Here is a 19,437-nt window from a genome sequence, read left to right on the forward strand (position 1 = left end):
AGTCTAAATATTGACAATAAAAAGCACCCGATGGGGTGCTTTTTTTTATCTTGAACGTGGCGAAATTAGTTCGCAGCAGCATCAACTACTGGGATTTTACCAATTTTTGCTTGCCAGATTTTTGGTGCAGTTGCGTGAACAGAAGTACCATTTACGTCAACAGCTACAGATACAGGCATGTCTTTTACAACAAATTTGTAGATCGCTTCCATACCTAAGTCAGCGAAAGCAACCACTTCAGCTTCACGAATCGCTTTCGATACTAAGTATGCAGCACCACCGACAGCCATGAGGTAAGTTGCTTTGTTGTCTTTGATTGCTTCAACAGCAGCAGGACCACGATCAGCTTTACCAATCATACCGAACATGCCAGTTGCTTCAAGCACTTGACGTGTGAACTTATCCATACGTGTTGCAGTTGTTGGGCCAGCAGGACCAACGACTTCGTCACCGACTGGATCAACAGGACCAACGTAGTAAATAAATTTACCTTTTAGGTCAACTGGAAGTTCTTCACCTTTGTTTAACATGTCAACCATACGTTTGTGCGCAGCGTCACGACCTGTATAGATTGTACCGTTAAGAAGTAGTGTGTCACCAGGTTGCCAAGAGTTCATTTCTTCTTGAGTGATGTTATCTAAGTCAACACGTTTAGACGTTGATGAATCCCAAGTTACCGCAGGGTAGTCTTCAAGGCTAGGCGCTTGAATATGCGCTACACCTGAACCGTCTAATTGGAAATGCGCATGACGAGTTGCAGCACAGTTAGGAATCATACCTACTGGTTTACCCGCAGCGTGACATGGGTAGTCTTTGATTTTGATATCAAGAACAGTCGTTAAACCGCCAAGACCTTGAGCACCAATACCTAAAGCATTTACTTTTTCGAAGATTTCGATACGAAGTTCTTCGATTTGGTTTTGTGGGCCACGACGAAGGAGTTCGTCCATGTTGATTTCTTCCATCAATGCTTCTTTTGCAAGCATCATGGCTTTTTCAGCAGTACCACCAATACCGATACCGAGCATACCAGGAGGACACCAACCTGCACCCATTGTTGGAACAGTTTTAAGTACCCAATCTACGATAGAGTCAGAAGGGTTAAGCATTGCAAGTTTAGATTTGTTTTCTGAACCACCACCTTTAGCAGCAACAGTAATATCAACTTTATTACCCGGAACGAGTTTGTAGTGAATTACAGCAGGGGTGTTGTCTTTGGTATTTTTACGACCAAAAGCAGGATCAGCTAATACTGATGCACGAAGAATGTTTGAGTTTTCAAGATAACCTTGACGTACACCTTCGTTAATTGCATCGTCTAGGCTCATGGTTAAATCAAATTTAACGTCTAAGCCCACTTCAAGAAATACGTTCACAATACCCGTATCTTGACAGATAGGACGATGGCCTTCTGCACACATACGAGAGTTAATTAAAATTTGTGCAATCGCGTCTTTTGCGGCTTTGTTTTCTTCACGGTCATACGCACGGCTCATCGCTTGGATGAAGTCCTGTGGGTGATAGTAAGAAATGAACTGAAGCGCATCTTTTACCGATGTGATCAAGTCATCTTGCTTGATAATAGTTGTCATACAAATATCTCTTGAGCGGGCTGATAGCTAGCGGGCTAAATTATAAGACAAAAATACAGTTGTGTGGGTATTTCGCTTAATCTTTGGCCGAAAGTTTAATAGGCTTAAACAGCGCCATGTTTCGCTGTCATCAATATCCTAAAAATGACGTTTTCACTGTCATATTTCATGAAATATTTGTCACATAACTAGAGGAGAAGATTTGTTTTTGTTTCTAAGATTATGAAATTAAATAATATTTATTATTTTTGGATATTTCATATTTGTCATATAACTGTCATAAAACTTTTACATAATGACGTCATCAAAGTTAGAGTGTGAATTATATGGTTACTCCAGTGTTGTCAGTTATTGGTTTTTCTCTATTTATCGCAGCAACTTGGTTCTACGGTCAACAAGAAGATCAAGCCTAAAGCTTTATCTTCTTTTTTTTTGCTTTAAATTTTATAAAAATAATATTCTTCTTCAAATCTTCAAATCTTCAAATCTTCAAATCTTCAAATCTTCAAATCTTCAAATCTTCAAATCTTCAAATCTTCAAATCTTCAAATCTTTAGTTTCAATGATCAATTTTGTGTAAAAGTGCTTTAAAATTGAGTCTAAACGCGACAACATTTGATTATTTAACATATTGCCAAACATCAGGATCTTCATAATTTTCATCGATATGGTAGCCTTGTACTATAACTTCTTTTTCATCAATTTCTCTTGATTTTTTATTTCTTATCAGCTCATTTGCAAATGCTTGTTCTAACTCTTTTGAGGTCATTTTGTAAGTATCAATATTATTCTCTGAATCATCCATTGAATTTCTTTCATCATAACGAATCGTATTGAAAGCATAACGAACCATATATTGTTCTTTACCATCTTCAGTTTTTTGAGTTTGTTTTATACTCAGATCCAAAAGGATACCATTGGCATATAATCGGTAGCCTATAGAGTTCCCTCCAACTGTATTTATTATCTTTTTCCATTCTTCATAATTAAAGATATAAGTCGGGTCAATGACATCACCTGATTTCATTAGATATCGAATATTATCATCCTTTGCTATTCGTGCAGAAAAACGATAGAAATAATTTTTCCATTCGGCCTGATTTATACGTTTCATTAAGTCAACATAAGCTTGGTAGGCTTGTTCAGGACGTACAAATTCCTCTTTGTTTAGCCCTGCATTAATATCAAGCCCTTGTATTCCATCCTCATTATTAAACGATGTTCCTAGAACTGAAAATACATGATCTATCACTAAGCTATTCTCACCATTTTCAACTTTAATCTGACCTAAGTTGGGCGGTGTAAAATCTAACTCTCTAAAACCTGCTCCAGATGGATGACTATCGGGATGCCCAAGATTATGTTGAGAAAAATCTTTAAATCCTTGTTGGCCTAAATGTAAACTAAAACGCTGTTGATTCATGACATTATTCTCTGTATTTTTTGCACTAGGTTGACAAGCTGAAAGGAGATAACCCACCATAAAAATAACAATGAAGTAATTAAATTTTTCCATCATTACTATCCTTTCCAACTGTAAAATTAGCTTTGCTATCGTCCCATTTCGCAATAATTTTTAGTTCTTCTTCTAAAAAGTATCTTCCTTTATCATTGAGCATTAAACGATGATATTTTTCTGCTGCTTTATTAATCCATTCCATACGGCTATCATAATTGGCGACTTTAGTGTTTGCTAATGGTTCGCTGTATACTGTTTCTGGTACCTTATCGAGTACACCTGCGTGTCGCCCCTGATATTCTCTTTCCATGCTTTTGATATTATAAGAACTCGGCAGAATACTTTTCGATTTTCTAACAGATTTAACACTTTCAACGAAGTAATCGCTCGACAGGACTAAGGTACTATCAGGTAAGCGAGTAAAGCTTTGCACCGTTGCTTGAGCTTGTACCTTCCAGTCTTTCCATACTAATTCTTGTAAAATATTTCTTTGCTCTTGTACTGCAACCACCATGAGGTGATCGAAAAGATTTTTACTAGACAACTTAAATCTATTTTGTCTTGATACATTCTTTTTATAAATACTTTTTCAATTTTAGGTAGATATTCAAAAGCACTTTTAATTTCTGGAGTGCTTTTTAAGTGTTTAATTATGGGTAAACAACTTGACCAAGGAACGTTTATAACTTCTTCCTTAATATGAGTGAATTTGGAAACATCACGTTGAATTCGGCATTGATTGAAAGAGGTTGAAGACATGCTCCAAGCATAATGCCAAGGTGCAATATCCATAAATAACCATAAGTTACCTTTTGCAAAAGTATGTACAGGATCACGAATTACCCCTAGTGGAATCCATTTATACCCCCATGCAGTTAAACCATGTTTAAAAATGGCAGCTACGGTTTTTGAAGCAAATGCACCTAAGCCCATCCAATAGTAACGGCCAACCAAATCCTTGTTTCCATGTTTTTCTTTTTCTAGATAAATATTGGCATAAACTGAAGCAATACGTCTCGCCCTAGCTTCATATCCAGGCTCTAATTTATGTAAATTTTTTCTTTTATCTTTTAAATTAGATAGGCGTATCAGAGCTTCTTGTTGTTGTATTTCCCAAAAAGTTAAGCAATCACACTGTGCGGTTTTACAGCTGTTTTCTGTTGTATTTGTATTACCTTCCCAATCTAAACTTCCCACTATTCATCCCCATCATTCGGTTCAGCTTCTAACTTCATCCAATTCAAATCCAGCTTTAAGCTTTCTTCTTGTAAGGAGTTCACTCGTTTAGAGCGCCCTTTATTATCAGCTATAGCTGTCAACTCATCAGACCCGTTTGAGATTTTATAATCAGCATTTTTCAAGGGCTCACCAGAGGGTAATAACATCTGAAATTTTTCGTTATAAGCTTCGTAAGCTGGTAACCCTTTAAGATTTACACCTACTTCAGCCCCACTTTTAAAGATGTGTTGCCCTGCTTTAGCCTCAAATTTTGCAGGTGTAATCAATGTAATCCCATTCTTATTTAGTATGATTTGAGAACCACCAGCCATATATTACCTGTTTTTATTAAATTCAAAAATTAAGCTCGAAATTGACTTAATATATAAAACGAATATTTCAAAATTTTTTAATTTAGATATGACTTTCATCATTGCCCTTCAACTGAAGGATAGCATCGTTGTTACAGCAGATAAAAAAGTGGTTGTCATAAGTGAGGAAAAAATAGACAGCTTTAACGAATGTTATACATTAAAACTTCATACTTGGGATAATGGAATTATTATTGGAACAGGAGAGAGCTATGTAATACATCGGTCCATAGTTCTTTTCAAACAACTAGCGTATTCAAATATTCATAAACTACCTCAATGCTTAGAAATATCAAAACAAATCAGAGAATTAGAAATAGGGAAAAATCACTATCAGGTCGAGAATACCAAACTTCTTTGTAGTAGCTATAGTGAAAATGGAGCTCAACTTTATAAGATAGAGCGTTTTGATAGTGCACAACCTCTTACATTCACAGAGATTGAACCAATGGATATCACAGTATGGATGTTTGACCCCAATATTGAATTAATTTCCACAGATCTACAGAATCTATATACAGATTTAAAAGACTATGCAGCGTTTTCTAATCAAGCAGAATGGATCAATTACTATCTTAACCGTATCGCTCCGATTTACAAAAAGCAAAGCCAGCAAGATTCACTGATGAGTCAGAGCTTTGATTTCTTTTTTCAAGCGAAGAATGAATACATTATTGGTCATGTACCAAATACTCAAAATTCAGCCATAGAATTTAAAAGAAATTTCTACTAATTCTGAGTCTTTTCAACATAATGGCAGTTATACAAAACAAAAAACCACCCAGTCTTTCGAAAGGGTGGTTAAGAACTCGAAACTAAAATTAAGCTTCTTGTTGTTCGGATTGAATCGCCGTTAATGCAATGGTAAACACGATGTCATCGACCAATGCGCCACGAGACAAGTCATTTACAGGCTTGTTTAAACCTTGCAGCATTGGGCCAACACTGACTACATTTGCAGAACGTTGAACTGCTTTATAGGTTGTATTACCTGTATTTAAGTCTGGGAAAATAAATACATTGGCACGACCAGCCACTTTCGAGTCAGGTGCTTTAGAGCGTCCCACACTTTCCACCGATGCAGCATCGTATTGAAGCGGGCCATCAATGAGTAAATCTGGACGACGTTCTTTGGCAATACGTGTTGCTTCAGCCACTTTCTCGACATCTGCGCCTGCACCAGAAGTACCTGTTGAATATGAAATCATCGCAATACGTGGGTCAATACCAAAGGCTTTTGCTGAATCTGCAGATTGAATCGCAATCTCTGCAAGCTGTTCTGCATTTGGATCTGGATTAATTGCACAGTCACCATATACATAGACTTCATCCGGTAACAGCATAAAGAATACTGAAGAAACCAATGAATAATCAGGTGCGGTCTTAATCAATTGGAATGCAGGACGTACAGTATTCGCCGTAGTATGTACTGCGCCTGAGACTAAGCCATCCACCTGATCGAGTGCAAGCATCATGGTGCCTAAAACCACGGTGTCTTGTAGCTGTTCGCGTGCTTGTAGATCATTGAGTTTGCCTTTACGCAGCTCAACCATTTTAGGCACATAGTTTTCACGAATCAGATCTGGATCAATAATTTCCAAATCATGTGGAAGTTCGATATTACGTGCTTTTGCAACTTCAATCACGGCTTCAGGTTTTGCCAATAAAATACAGTGTGCAATGCCACGTGATTGACAAATGGCAGCCGCCTGAATGGTGCGTGGTTCATCACCTTCAGGTAGAACAATTCGTTTTTTCGCAGCAATAGATTTTTGTACCAATTCATGACGGAATGCAGAAGGGGACAAGCGTGGTTGATATGAACCATTTAATACTTCAGTAATCCATTCAGCATTGATGTGGCTTGAAACAAAGCGGGTCACTTGTTCTGCACGTTCTACGTCATCGACAGGAATTTCATTGCCTAAATTTGAAAGTTGTTGTGCCGTTTCAAAAGTGCTTAAAGGCGTATGTAAAATCGGTAAGCCTTGCTTAATCGCAGTTTGGCAGAAATCCAAAACTTGTGGGTTCGGTTGATGGTGTTCAGTCAAAACTAAACCGGCAAGTGGAATACCATTGCTACTTGCAAGGCTAGAAGCCAACAACACATCAATACGGTCAGAGGCGCTGATAATCAGTTCGCCTGCCACAAATTTGTGAAGTTCATGTTCAATATTCGATGCAACTAGGCTGCTATGTAGTACGCGGCGATGAGCGGCATCGCCTTGGTTGATCCATTCCGCTTGAATATGCGTCGCCAAGTCAGACATGCGCGGTACGCTGAGCGTATTACTAAATGGAACGAGGCCAATAACAGGTAGCTGTGTAGAACCAATTTGCGGATTACTTTGTTGTAATTCGAGTACAAATTTATTGGTGTCACTAATTAAACGCAGATTTGGATCAAGTGTGACAGGAATTTGCGCAGACTCTTCTGGCAAGCCACGTGTGCGCATAAACAAAACACCCGCAGTACGTTCAGATGCCGCACCACCAAATTGGCGTAGTGAACTGTCAATTTTCTCAGCCGTTTTCGTGGCATTTTGAATATCTGCTGTGCTGACAATAATCACTTTGGCATCGAGTGCTTTTGCTAAAGTCGCATTCAGTTCTGAGGCAAAGTTATCTCGGCTGTTTGGAACCAAGCCTTCAACAATAATTAGGTCATGCTTTTTTGCAATTTCACGGTGCAAACGAACCGCTTCTTCGAGCAGTTCATCACTTTCATCATGACTGAGTTGTTTCACGATGGTGGCATGGTGAATGGGTTCTACCGTTTCATTATTAAATAAATGACGATAAAGAGCCGTTGTACGGTCTACAGTATCTGCGACATTTTCCTGTGAAAATGGTTTCAGAAAACCTGCTTTGACCCCTTGGCATTCCAAAGCATAAATTAAACCTAAGCATGCAGATGTTAAACCTACACCTTCCCCAGTTGGCACGAGTAAAATTGTTTTCATACGGTGTCTAAATTAAAGCTAAAAATTAATATTGAAGGCGAAGGGGCTGATGCGATTGCTTATGCAATCGCAGCTTCAGCATCAGGCTTTTTTGTAGCAGACGCTGTCACCTCGTCTACAACATGCTCAGTTTCTTTGGCAATACGGCCTTCTTCATCGGTAGGAACAACCCAAATTTGTGGGCCAGTACCGTGGTCAATACGACCTTCCGTACCGCGTTTTAGGTTGTCATTTAATTCTTTACTCAGGTTGAAACCAAAGTGTGGTAAGTATGAAACCGTTTTTTCACGAATGTAGGCAGAATTTTCACCAATACCACCGGTAAAGAATAAACCGTCAATACGTGGTAGACCACAGCTGAGACCTGCTAAAGATTTTGCTAAACGGTAGCAGAATACTTCAATGGCAAGCGCGGCATCTTCGTTGCCTTGTTCCGATGCTTCGATCAATGTACGCATGTCATTTGAAAGATCAGACAAACCGAGTAGGCCTGATTGGCTGTTCAGCATTTTGTCGATTTTGTAGATATCCCAACCTAAGTTGCTCGCAAGGAAGCTGTGAATACTTGGGTCAACATCACCACTACGTGTGCCCATGACCACACCTTCAAGAGGTGTTAGACCCATTGACGTATCTACAGATTGACCATTCCAAATCGCACAAGTCGAGCTACCATTGCCTAAGTGAGCAGTTAACCAGCCACCTTGTTTAAAGCTGCCTGCCAACATTGAGCCACGCTCAGATACGTAGGCATGGCTTGTACCGTGGAAGCCATAACGACGCACGTTATGCTGTGTGTACAAGAATTTTGGTAAAGCATAGCGGTATGCATGAGACGGCATGGTTTGGTGGAATGCAGTGTCAAATACGGCTACTTGCGGAAGTTCAGGGAACAAACGCATGGTTGCTTCGATACCCACCAAGTGAGCCGGGTTATGCAATGGAGCAAGTGGAGTTGCTTCACGAATACGTTCAATAATTTCTGGTGTTAATAGCTCAGCTTTGGTTAATGTACCGCCGTGAACAACGCGGTGACCAATCGCTTGAGGATTATGGTGAGCCAAACGCTCTAAAATAGTTTCGAGGGCTTTTTCATGGTCAGCATATGGAATAGACAGCTCAAGCGCATCACCACCTGTAGTGACCCCTTTAATACGTGCATCAGCAGAACCTAGGTTCTCGGCTAGACCAAAAATACGATCTTCACGGCGCTCAGAAACTAACGCATATTTGATAGAAGAAGATCCGCAGTTAATTACTAATACTGATGTAGACACGTTTAAATACCCGAATTCTAATTGAAATACTTATCCATAATATTGATCTGATTGCAGTTGTATTGATTGATGCAATTTAGATCTGTGATGATGTTTTATCATGGGTTTTTTTATCGTCCTAGATAGACTTTAGGAGATTAGACTTAAGCACTATCGACCCTGAGCACAATAATAATTAAAATTTATCAGTTCATAGTTTTCATTTATTAATAAAATAATCCTCAAAATTTATACGATTTAAGGGATATACATAGAACATAACATGCGGTTGCTGCGCTGTAATCCTCAAATTGTTGCAAAAAGCAGGTAATTTGAACTTTTCTTATTCTTCTTAAGCATTTAATTGTCAAAAAATCTGTTTTCGATTCTATATCCTGTGTGTTTGCAGGCTTATATTTCAATATGTGAACCCTGGGTCTAGTTTTTTAAATCGCCATAAAAAAAGCTGTGCCTTTAATCAGAAAAGCACAGCTTTCATTGTCTTATTGGGTGTTATTGGCGAATTTGACCATCACCAAACACAATCCATTTTTGAGAAGTTAGACCTTCTAGACCGACTGGTCCGCGTGCATGGATTTTATCGGTTGAAATACCAATCTCAGCACCAAGACCATATTCAAACCCATCCGCAAAACGCGTTGAGGCATTGATCATCACTGAACTCGAATCTACACGCGCCAAGAACTGACGAGCCAGACTAAAGTTTTCGGTAATGATCGAGTCGGTATGGTGTGAGCCATATTTGTTGATGTGCTCGATCGCTTCATCTAGGCCAGTAACGACTTTCACTGCCAAAATCGGGCCTAAGTATTCGGTGTACCAATCTTCTTCAGTTGCAGGAACAATCGATTCACCCAAAATGCGCTGGGTTTCAGCACAGCCACGAAGTTCAACTTTTTTCTCAGCATAAAGTTCAGCAATGCGTGGTAAAAACTCTTCAGCGACATTTTCATCGACGAGCAAGGTTTCCATGGCATTACATACGCCATAACGGTGTGTTTTGGCATTAAGCGCAATAGGTAATGCTTTTTGCAAATCAGCCTGAGCTTCCACAAAAACATGGCAGTTACCATCAAGATGTTTGATAACAGGCACACGTGCTTCATTGGTGATACGTTCGATTAAGCCTTTGCCACCACGAGGTACGATCACATCGACATATTCAGGCATAGTAATTAATTGGCCAACCGCAGCACGGTCTGGGGTATTAAGCACTTGAACGGCATGCTCAGGTACACCTGCAGCAGTTAAGCCATGTTGAATCGCTGCCGCAATTGCTTGGTTAGATTCCAAAGCTTCAGAACCACCACGTAAAATAATCGCGTTACCTGATTTAAGCGCTAAAGATGCGGCTTCAAGCGTTACATTCGGGCGAGATTCATAAATCATGCCGACAACACCTAGCGGCACGCGCATTTTGCCCAGCTGAATACCTGTCGGACGAAAGGCCATATCGGTAATTTCGCCAATCGGGTCAGTGAGTGCGATTACATCTTTTAGACCTTGAAGCATGCCTTTAAAGCGTGTGGGGGTAAGTTCTAAGCGATCAAGTAGAGCACTATCCAAGTTGTTGTTATGCGCTTTGGTCATATCCACTTGGTTAGCTGCCAAAATTGCAGTTTCACTGTTTTGTAAAGCAGTATAAATTGCTGATAAGGCATTATTTTTAGTCTGGGTAGAAGCCCCTGCGAGCACACGTGATGCTGTGCGTGCTTGCTGTCCTACCGTTTGCATGTATTGTTCAATAGACTCTTGCATAGCGGTTTGATCACTTAGAAATTTCAACTCGATATTAACAGCCTGTGACTGAACAATGAAGCACTTAAGTGCATATTCGACTGTACATGCTGACCAGAATTAACATTTTGAAATTGTTTTTAGAACAAAAGTAGATAAGCGGCGGGGATATCAGTTGCTTGTAAAATGAACCTCTGTATAGAATGAAACAATAGCGACATTGAAGTCGTACAAATAACGATTAAAGAGCAGGACGCTAAGTCGAGCAGAGTCTCTAAATGAATTCCTGACAATAAAAATAAGGCAGGAATGGAGGAAAGGAATATGAATTCCATTATCCAAATGGATCCCACCGTACAGGAAAGTACGCATTACAGTTTTTTCGATCTGTATGACAAGCAAAGCTTTAAACAGCCTGCCAGAACAACATGGATTGATGGCTGGAAGGTCGAATATATGGCCATTGCACAACCTGAAACGATTCATCGCACCCCGATTGTTATTATTGGTGGGGCATTTCAAAACTTTAATTCCTACAAATATTGTGTCGAACAATTATTTGCGGCAGGCCCTATTATTTTAATTGATTTACCATCCATGGGCTCAAACCAGCAAATTACCAATGTAGATACAGCTGTGTCAGCAGGGACTTTAGAGTTGGGCGATCTGGCGCAGATGTTGGGCGTTTGGCTGGATATCGTCGGGCTAGAAAAAGTATCCGTGATGGGGATGTCACTAGGTTCAGTGGTGGCAGCAGGACTGGCGGATCAACGTCCTGAATTGATTGATCGCATGATATTGATGGGCGTAATGCAAAAAACGCGCAAGAGCTGGCGCATGTTGCTTGAAGAATCCTTGCATTTGATGAAAGAACAACGCATGGATGAATTTGGTCAAGCGGTGATTTTGTATTTGGTCAATCATGCCAAACTGGATGTGACGCGGATGTCACCGACAGCAAAGCGTTTGTTCTTTAGACAAATGGCTGAATTCACCAATACCGAACAAGAGCGTTATGACATTAACTGTAATCGTTTGCTGCGTTTGCAAGACGTGCCGATTCCACAATGTGATGTATTGGTGTCATGCGGGCAGTACGACAGTTTTACTTTGCCACATGAAAATGCAGGCTTTGCCTTGCAATGTCCGAATATGCAATTTGCCATGATTGCCAATGCGGATCATTTACCTCAGTTGCAGCGTCGTAAGGAAACTATGAATTTGTTTGCAACTTATCTACGCGGCGAGTCTATTCAGCAGTTGGAAGGAATCATTCCAATGAGCCGAGAGCAAATGCTAAATATTGAACGCCGTGGCGAAGCGCGTGTAAGTGTACAACAGCCATTCACGCATTTATCTCATCGCCATTCAGACCTCGTGGTTGAAACTCAAATTACGGATTTAAATTATTTCGGCGTGTTGCTGAATGTACAGGCTGAAATGTTGGACTGCATGCACGCATATCCACGGGATTTGGCATTACATCTAGAAGACGAAGAAGGTGAGTTTAAAATTGAATGTCTCATCTTTGACGTTGTGGATACACAGGTTCGCGCTTTGTTTAAGCATGGTAGTTTTGAGTTGGCAGAACGCTTATTGCGCTTTGTACAACGCCAAAAAGAAGATGTGTTGTTATTAGAAGCCGTTAGTTAAAACATGAAAAAGTGAAAAAACAGCGCTTTAGCGCTGTTTTTTTGTTTTGGCATGGACCATCCAAACCAAATCCCCACAATGCTGATCTGCATCGTGGAAAGGAATCACTTGTTCTTGTTGCTGTTGTGGAAAGTATAAGGCCGGCTGAACGACGTCTACTTCTTCAAATCCTGTATGACTGAAGAACTGCTGTAATTCAGCAGGGGATTGAAAATGAAAAGTAAAAGCGCTGCGAGACATGACTTTGAGTAATTTACTACTGGCCCAAATAAAACGTGCTAAACGGTTCTTAACGGGTTCTGGATAGATGTCGGTCAGATAATGCAATTCCTGAAACGAGGCGCCATATTCGGTGATCCCTTGCAATAATTTATTCAGTAGGATTTGATCAAAATAATTAATCAGACCTTCGCTAATCACCACCAAAGGGCGTTCAGGGTCAAAACTCTGAAAAATACGTTCAAAATCTTGAGTGAAAATGTCGCCAGTTAAGACCTCAGGGGCATGCGGGTCAATCTGTTTGAGTGCCTGTGTTTTGATTTTTGCCATATCTGGCAAGTCGAGTTCACGATAGTCAATTTCAGGATGCTTGGTACGAAAATTCCAACCGCGCGGGGAGAGGCCACAGGCAATTTCGAGTACTTGTAGCTGAGGGTGTTGGGCAATGAGTTGATCTAAATGTTGATCGATCATGGCATGGCGCTGTTTAAGCGTCGAACGCATGCTACCGCCCACATTCTTTTCTGCCCAGCTTTCTAAAGGATGGACTAAACGTGCTAAAAATTTGCCTTTACGTGTGGCAAAAACGGGATGCGAAATCCCCATGCTGTACCAAATATAGCCGGTGTAATGTGCAGTAAAGGAAATGTGTCGATGTTCCGATAAACTTTGTGTCATGTCGTCCTGACCTAATGTTGTTTTTATTGGCAATTTTTGTATAGCGCCGAAGCACTTATTTTGTCTTCATCATAAATCAAAAAGGAGCACCTTGTCGTGCTCCATTTTCTAGAATTTTGAAAGTCTTGGATTAGCAATATTGATTTTTAAAATCCACAATACGGTTACGCACGTTTTGCCAGTCCGCTCCGAGTTCAATGCTTTGTCCAATCTCAATTTGTGGGATTTTACCGCGCATACGTTCTAGGCGTTCTTGATTTGGGAGAGCCAAGTTTTGAATGCCATCCAGCGCAATGCATGCAGATTCACGGTTATTACATACAAGGCCCATATCACAACCTGCATTTAATGCTGCTTGCATACGAGCATCTGCGCCGCCAGCGACACAAGCGGCTTGCATGCTTAAATCATCGGAGAATAAAACGCCATCAAATTGGAGCTCTTGACGTAAGACTTTCTGAATCCAATACGGTGAAAATCCAGCAGGATTAGGATCAATATTTTCATAAATCACATGCGCAGGCATTAAGGCATCAAGCTGTGGTTGCAGTTGAATAAAGCTTTGCATGTCTTTTTGGTAGATCTCTTCATAACTACGATGGTCAATAGCAGCAGCGACGTGTGAGTCTGCTTTCACTGAACCGTGGCCTGGGAAATGCTTACCTGTAGATGCCATTCCTGCACGTTTCATACCTTTTAAGAAAGCACTTGCCAGTGGAATGATATCTTGCATATTTTTGGCAAAACCACGGTCACCAATCACATCACTAACATCATTTAGGTCCAGCACTGGTGCAAAACTAAAATCGATGCCGACCGCAAGGACTTCAGCTGCCATCAACCAGCCACATTGTTCAGCCAGTTCAACAGCTTTTTCAGGTTCAGTTAAGTAAAGTTCTCCAAACTTACCCATAGCTGGTAGGAGTGTGAAGCCTTGTTTTAAGCGTTGTACACGACCACCTTCCTGATCGACCGCAATTAAAATATCAGGACGAATTTGACGCATATGGTCGGTTAGGGCACGAACTTGTTCAGGAGATTCAATGTTACGACCAAATAAAATCATGCCGCCAACTTGTGGTGCCTGTAATAGTTCAATATCTTCTTGGGTAAGTTCTGTGCCAGCAATGTCGAGCATTAATGCGCCAATCATATTCGGTGTCCGTGTTGGAATTTTTAAGGAAAAACAATACCTGAATTCTGCAATGATTTGCTACACTTTGTCAGCAGAGAATATGATAAAACTACACGACATAAACATATTAAGTTGTTTAAGATTTTGAATCTATTCAATTCAGGTCGAAAACCAACACGGTAATATTGGTCTTAATACCAAGGAAGTACAAATTATTTATGAAACTTCAAACATTAGCTTGTGCCGTTGCGATTGCGACAGGTGGATTCTTTTTCACTCATGTGGTGAATGACGCAATTGCTGCCAATAATACAGAAGCAGTGAGCGCGGGTACCATTCAGCCCACACAAGAGCAAGCCTTGGTCTCACGTCAGCTTGCAACATTGGTAGACCGTCAACACTATTTAAATCAGCGTTTAGATGTTAATACATCTAACCGTATTTTAGATTTTTATATTGATAGTTTAGACGCTGAACATACGTTGTTCTTGGCATCGGATATTGAAAATTATAAAAAACGTTATGGCTCAACTTTTGGCGCAAATCTCAAAGCGGGCAATTTAACAGGGCCGTATGCCATTCATGCGCAATATCGTGAGCGCTTAAAACAGTTCTACACCTATATGTTGGAAGAGCTGAAAAAGCCACAGAATTTAAATCAACCGAATAACTACATCGAAACCGATCGTGAAAAAGCGCCATTCTTTAAATCGACAGAAGAACAGCGTGCGCATTGGAATAAAATGTTGGTCTCTCAGCTGATCAACTTAACCATCAGCAAAGAAGAAGAGAAAGCCAAACAAAAAGCGTTGAAAGATGACCCAACACTGGCAAATGGTCAAGACTTAACAGGTCCTGAAGACTTAACACCTGTACAGACTTTAACCAAGCGTTATACACGTCAGTTAGAGCGGATTAGTCGTTTAAAAAGCGATGATGTGCTTGATAAAACTCTGAATGCCATGATGCTGACGTATGATCCGCACAGTAATTACTTTCCACCTGTAGATGCGATGGAATTGAACCGTCAAACCACGCTGCAATTGGAAGGGATTGGGGTATCGATCCGTCCTGAACGTGGTAATGAAGACTACACCAAAATCGAGACGATTGTGGAAGGTGGGCCAGCCAGCAAATCAGGACAAGTGAAGTCAGGCGATCGCATCGTTGGTGTTGCCCAAGATGGCGACAAAATGGTCGATGTGATTGGTTGGCCGAGCAATGAAATTGTCGGACTGATTCGTGGTAAACGTGGCACCAAAGTGACTTTACGTTTATTGGGTGCTGGTGCGTCCATGAATCAAGCGCGAAATGTCACTATTGTACGTGATGTAATTCAAGAAGAAGATGCAGGCGTGCGTTCACGTACCGTTGAAATTGAACGTGATGGCAAAAAACATAAGTTTGGTGTGATTGAAATTCCATCGTTTTACTTAAACTATCGTGCACGTCGTGCGGGTACAGATTACCGTTCTGTGTCGGAAGATACCAATAAAGCTTTAAAAACTTTAGATGCGCAAAATGTTGAAGGCATCATCATTGACTTGCGTAACAACCCTGGTGGCTCACTTGAAGAAGTAGCACGTATGCTTGGACAAGTGATTAAATCAGGTCCAGTGGTGCAAATCCGTGATGGTAATGGCAATGTCAGCGTGTTTGAAGATGATGATGGTGGCGCGCAAACTTATGCAGGCCCATTGGCGGTATTGATTAATTTGGCTTCGGCTTCTGCGAGTGAAATTTATTCTGCTGCGATTCAAGACTATGAGCGTGGTGTGGTGATTGGTAGTACCACAACGGGTAAAGGAACAGCGCAGGTACAACTTGACTCTTTAGCCTATGGTCAAGCAACCTTAACGCAACGTAAATTTTACCGAGTGACGGGCGGCAGTACCCAAAATAAAGGGGTCGTACCGGATATTAAGCTGGTCGATATTTACAATGAAGAGTTTGGTGAGCGTAAATCGAAAAATGCTTTACAGTGGGATACTATTCCAACTGCACCGTTTAAACGTGAAGGCTCGATCCAAGCCTATGTTCCAGATTTGATTAAGTCATCTCAGCAACGCGTCACGATTGATCCTCAATTTAAGTATTTAGAGCAACGTACAGCGATTGCAAAAAAGACGGATGAGCAAAAGCGTGTGGTACTCGACTTAACGAAGCGTAAAGCTGAATTATTGGCACTTGAGCAAAAGTCTTTGGATGCTGAAAATCAACGTCGTAAAGTGGTGGGTCAAAAGCCTTATGCCAACTGGGAGAGCTACCAAGCGTCTATGGATGCATTGGTGGAAGCACGTGCGAAAATGAAGGCGAACCAACGTCCAGCACTGCCTGAAGAAGAAGTCTTTGTGATGGAAGCAGCGAATGTGCTAATGGACTATGCCAAATTACAAGGTACGAATCCAACAACAGCAGCCAAAAAGTAAGCCATTCATCCATAAAAATATTGAGCTGATTGCTTAAGTTTTTGACGGAAAAGATGAATTTACCTATTGAGAAATAGCGAGCTACGGCTCGCTATTTTTTTGTGTAGAGAGGCATGATTTAAATCTAGAAAACAATATAGAAATCAATCTAATTTATTCATTTTATTATGGTTAGAAACTGTTCTAAAATAAAAACCACCTGATGCATTTTTTATCAAAAGTTTAAGTTTTAGTGAACTTGATCAAGCTTTCTTTTTTTAAATTAATCAGTTGCTTAAAATCTTGAAAGAAAGACTTGACCATTATCGTAGACTAATAGATTCTAAGGGAAAATAAGTAAGTAATTGAAAACGTAACAAGTTAAAGGGAAGAGATAGATTGGGTAATTCGGTTAAAGAAAGTGCCACGATAACCTAAGCGGAACGCTTGATATGACTCATATTCATTATGATTACAGTCTGGTCGCTGGTTCAATCGTAGTTGCATTATTAAGTTGTTACTTTGCTGTTTCACTCGAACAAATGTTGTTTCGTGGAACACGACCAAGATATGAAAATGTCATTTTATTCTTCAGCGGTGCAATTTTAGGTGCTGCGATCTGGTGCATGCATTTTGTAAGCATGATAGCCAGCCATTTGCCTTCAAGCCATAGTTTCGATACCAGTCTGACCCTGATATCCTATTTTATTGCTTTCGTTGCTTCCACTTTTGCTGTGTGGTTAACCACACGACAGACATTACCTTTTCCTCGTTTAATTTTAGGTTCAGTGTTAATGGGCCTTGGCATTTCCGGCATGCATTATACCGGTATGCTGAGTTTAGCCGTTCAGGGCTATGAACAACGGTATGAACCTTTAATTGTTATCTGTTCAATTTTAGTTGCGATCTGTGGTTCGGGTTTGGCCTTTTGGATGACGTTTAAAAATAAATATTCGCCAAAACGGAATATTTTGAATGTCTTTGTCGCATTAATGCTGACTTTTAGCATTGTGGCTATGCATTATATTGGTATGGCGGCTGTTGATTTTGTACCGCTAAACTCGATGGATGTATTGGTGGCAGCGCAGATAAACCATAATTTATTGCTGTTTATTGTCTTATTTGTCACCAGTTTATTGTTGATGGCAGCCTTTAGTGTAGCGGTATTAGAACAACGTTTAGAGCATCGCAGTTTACAGTTGATGCGTGCAAATCGAGAATTGGCCAATCAAGCGGTACAAGACAATTTGACCCGTTTACCTAATCGACTGTTTTTGGCTGAATATGCACATTTTCTATTTACAGAGCATCGCTTAAGACAAGATAAAATTGCTTTTATTTATATTGATATCGACCGTTTTAAAGCGGTCAATGATGTGTTTGGACACCATATGGGTGATCAATTGCTGATTCAAATTGCCACGCGAATTCATCGTTTAATCGATGATCAAGCCAAATTGCTACGAATCGGTGGCGATGAGTTTCTGATTGTGCTTGAGTCGGCAAGCAATGACTCTGCGACAGCAATGTCTGAAAAAATATTGGAATTGATGCAAGAAAGCTTTTTGATTGCAGGCAAGGAAATCAATATTTCAGGCAGTATTGGTATTGCGATGTACCCTGAACATGGTGCGAACCTACAAGATCTGCTGATCAATGCAGATACAGCAATGTTGAGTTCAAAGTATCAAGGGCGGAATACCTATTCATTTTTTAATTATACCGCTGACCAATTTGAAGAAAAAAGTCAGACGAAACTGATCAATGATTTATATAAAGCGGTAGAAGAACAACAATTTATCTTATTTTATCAGCCAAAATTCAATGCCACTGATCGTGAAATTTGTGGGGTTGAGGCCTTAATTCGTTGGAATCATCCAACCTTAGGTATGCTGACGCCAAATAAGTTTATCAATGGTGCGGAAAAAACTGGACTGATTATTGCCATGGGCTATTGGGCGCTTGAAGAAGCCTGTAAGCAAATTCAGCACTGGGAAAAGCTGAATATGCCGCTGTATCCGATTGCGGTCAATTTATCGGCCATCCAGTTTGAGCATAAACATTTATTTAGTACTTTAGAGTCGCTTTTTGCACGTTATGAAATTAACCCGTCAAATTTAATTATTGAAATTACCGAGTCAACAGCGATGCATCATATCGATGCCAGTATCGTGACTTTTGAACATTTGAGACAGATGGGGATTAAAGTTGCGATTGATGACTTTGGAACAGGACATTCAAGTTTCTTGTATTTAAAAGAACTACCTGTAGATGAGCTGAAAATTGACCGTGAATTTATCCGCAATTTGAGCGTTGGCTCTAAAGAAGAAATTATTTTAGAAAGTATTATTCACTTGGCAATTCGACTGGGGCTAACAGTCACTGCAGAAGGTGTAGAGACAGAACAACAAGCAGAAATTTTAAAACGTTTAGGTTGCCAACAGTTACAAGGATATTTGTTAGGAATGCCGATGCCAGTGGTACAGCTTGAAGAAAGCATGAAAGCGAAAGTTGAATAAGGTCATTTGTAGTCTGATCGCATTGCCAATGTGTATAGAAAAAAAGAAAATGAAATGTGCTATATCGTCGATAAAAACAGGTCGTCATCCAATGTAAAACATCAAGACACGCCACGCTAAGATTTTGACTCAACCCGATGTGGTTGATTATTTTTAATGGTCAATCTGATACAATATCGCCAATTTTCCATATTGATCAGATCTGATC

At 40.2% G+C, this 19,437-nt stretch carries 12 protein-coding genes and 1 pseudogene; 4 read left to right on the plus strand and 9 right to left on the minus strand.

Going from position 1 to position 19,437, the window contains the following annotated elements:
• Window positions 1–65: 65 nt before the first annotated feature.
• The 4 genes and pseudogenes from FTT77_RS05135 to FTT77_RS05150 all read right to left on the minus strand — a co-directional run bounded on the left by FTT77_RS05135 (window position 66) and on the right by FTT77_RS05150 (window position 4,601).
• Window positions 66–1,592, minus strand: coding sequence for a fumarate hydratase (locus tag FTT77_RS05135; protein WP_078189659.1), 1,527 nt, complete (start codon window positions 1,590–1,592; stop codon window positions 66–68).
• A gap of 619 nt (window positions 1,593–2,211) precedes the next feature.
• Window positions 2,212–3,111 (minus strand): hypothetical protein, encoded by a 900-nt coding sequence (locus tag FTT77_RS05140; protein WP_180109013.1) that lies wholly within the window; start codon window positions 3,109–3,111, stop codon window positions 2,212–2,214.
• A pseudogene (locus FTT77_RS05145) lies at window positions 3,095–4,251 on the minus strand (DUF2515 family protein). The gene FTT77_RS05140 and the pseudogene FTT77_RS05145 overlap by 17 nt, the downstream one beginning before the upstream one ends.
• Entirely contained in the window at window positions 4,248–4,601 is a 354-nt protein-coding gene (locus FTT77_RS05150) for a DUF2345 domain-containing protein (protein ID WP_168378404.1), read from the minus strand. Before FTT77_RS05150 ends, FTT77_RS05145 begins: the two are co-directional and overlap by 4 nt.
• 88 nt (window positions 4,602–4,689) lie before the next feature.
• Here FTT77_RS05150 and FTT77_RS05155 point away from each other — a divergent pair, with 88 nt between their 5' ends.
• On the plus strand, window positions 4,690–5,373 hold the full coding sequence (locus FTT77_RS05155) for a hypothetical protein (RefSeq protein WP_180050478.1): 684 nt from the start codon (window positions 4,690–4,692) through the stop codon (window positions 5,371–5,373).
• 88 nt (window positions 5,374–5,461) lie between these two features.
• Here FTT77_RS05155 and pta read toward each other — a convergent pair whose 3' ends face one another.
• From pta to FTT77_RS05170, 3 genes are all read right to left on the minus strand, one after another.
• Window positions 5,462–7,603, minus strand: a complete 2,142-nt coding sequence (gene pta, locus FTT77_RS05160; RefSeq protein ID WP_180004548.1) for a phosphate acetyltransferase — start codon at window positions 7,601–7,603, stop codon at window positions 5,462–5,464.
• A 59-nt stretch (window positions 7,604–7,662) separates the two neighbouring features.
• Window positions 7,663–8,880 (minus strand): acetate/propionate family kinase, encoded by a 1,218-nt coding sequence (locus FTT77_RS05165; protein ID WP_180026008.1) that lies wholly within the window; start codon window positions 8,878–8,880, stop codon window positions 7,663–7,665.
• Between the two features lie 492 nt (window positions 8,881–9,372).
• The gene (locus tag FTT77_RS05170) at window positions 9,373–10,638 is read right to left on the minus strand and encodes a glutamate-5-semialdehyde dehydrogenase (protein WP_078189652.1); all 1,266 of its coding nucleotides are present in this window, start codon (window positions 10,636–10,638) and stop codon (window positions 9,373–9,375) included.
• Between the two features lie 303 nt (window positions 10,639–10,941).
• On the opposite strand from FTT77_RS05170, the gene FTT77_RS05175 reads away from it, so the two are divergent.
• On the plus strand, window positions 10,942–12,270 hold the full coding sequence (locus tag FTT77_RS05175; RefSeq protein ID WP_180109012.1) for an alpha/beta fold hydrolase: 1,329 nt from the start codon (window positions 10,942–10,944) through the stop codon (window positions 12,268–12,270).
• Between the two features lie 27 nt (window positions 12,271–12,297).
• Here the strand turns inward: FTT77_RS05175 and FTT77_RS05180 are convergent, their stop codons facing one another.
• Both FTT77_RS05180 and nagZ read right to left on the minus strand, forming a co-directional pair.
• Window positions 12,298–13,167, minus strand: a complete 870-nt coding sequence (locus FTT77_RS05180) for a class I SAM-dependent methyltransferase (RefSeq protein WP_180109011.1) — start codon at window positions 13,165–13,167, stop codon at window positions 12,298–12,300.
• A gap of 130 nt (window positions 13,168–13,297) precedes the next feature.
• On the minus strand, window positions 13,298–14,320 hold the full coding sequence (nagZ, locus tag FTT77_RS05185; RefSeq protein ID WP_180026005.1) for a beta-N-acetylhexosaminidase: 1,023 nt from the start codon (window positions 14,318–14,320) through the stop codon (window positions 13,298–13,300).
• Window positions 14,321–14,520: 200 nt separating this feature from the next.
• Between nagZ and FTT77_RS05190 the strand changes: the two genes are divergently transcribed.
• Window positions 14,521–16,731, plus strand: coding sequence for a carboxy terminal-processing peptidase (locus tag FTT77_RS05190; RefSeq protein ID WP_180026004.1), 2,211 nt, complete (start codon window positions 14,521–14,523; stop codon window positions 16,729–16,731).
• 431 nt (window positions 16,732–17,162) lie between these two features.
• Window positions 17,163–19,229 (plus strand): bifunctional diguanylate cyclase/phosphodiesterase, encoded by a 2,067-nt coding sequence (locus FTT77_RS05195; protein ID WP_180109010.1) that lies wholly within the window; start codon window positions 17,163–17,165, stop codon window positions 19,227–19,229.
• The last annotated feature ends 208 nt before the right edge of the window (window positions 19,230–19,437 follow it).

Origin of the sequence: Acinetobacter sp. YH01010, from assembly GCF_013420775.1 — a bacterium.
GTDB lineage: Bacteria > Pseudomonadota > Gammaproteobacteria > Pseudomonadales > Moraxellaceae > Acinetobacter > Acinetobacter amyesii.

Bases quoted from the DNA above. Each gene is read 5' to 3' on its own strand.
- FTT77_RS05190 (WP_180026004.1), top strand. From the start codon at position 14,521: ATGAAACTTCAAACATTAGCTTGTGCCGTTGCGATTGCGACAGGTGGA.
- FTT77_RS05195 (WP_180109010.1), top strand. From the start codon at position 17,163: ATGACTCATATTCATTATGATTACAGTCTGGTCGCTGGTTCAATCGTA.
- FTT77_RS05170 (WP_078189652.1), bottom strand. From the start codon at position 10,638: ATGCAAGAGTCTATTGAACAATACATGCAAACGGTAGGACAGCAAGCA.
- pta (WP_180004548.1), bottom strand. From the start codon at position 7,603: ATGAAAACAATTTTACTCGTGCCAACTGGGGAAGGTGTAGGTTTAACA.
- nagZ (WP_180026005.1), bottom strand. From the start codon at position 14,320: ATGATTGGCGCATTAATGCTCGACATTGCTGGCACAGAACTTACCCAA.
- FTT77_RS05135 (WP_078189659.1), bottom strand. From the start codon at position 1,592: ATGACAACTATTATCAAGCAAGATGACTTGATCACATCGGTAAAAGAT.
- FTT77_RS05150 (WP_168378404.1), bottom strand. From the start codon at position 4,601: ATGGCTGGTGGTTCTCAAATCATACTAAATAAGAATGGGATTACATTG.
- FTT77_RS05180 (WP_180109011.1), bottom strand. From the start codon at position 13,167: ATGACACAAAGTTTATCGGAACATCGACACATTTCCTTTACTGCACAT.
- FTT77_RS05155 (WP_180050478.1), top strand. From the start codon at position 4,690: ATGACTTTCATCATTGCCCTTCAACTGAAGGATAGCATCGTTGTTACA.
- FTT77_RS05140 (WP_180109013.1), bottom strand. From the start codon at position 3,111: ATGATGGAAAAATTTAATTACTTCATTGTTATTTTTATGGTGGGTTAT.
- FTT77_RS05175 (WP_180109012.1), top strand. From the start codon at position 10,942: ATGAATTCCATTATCCAAATGGATCCCACCGTACAGGAAAGTACGCAT.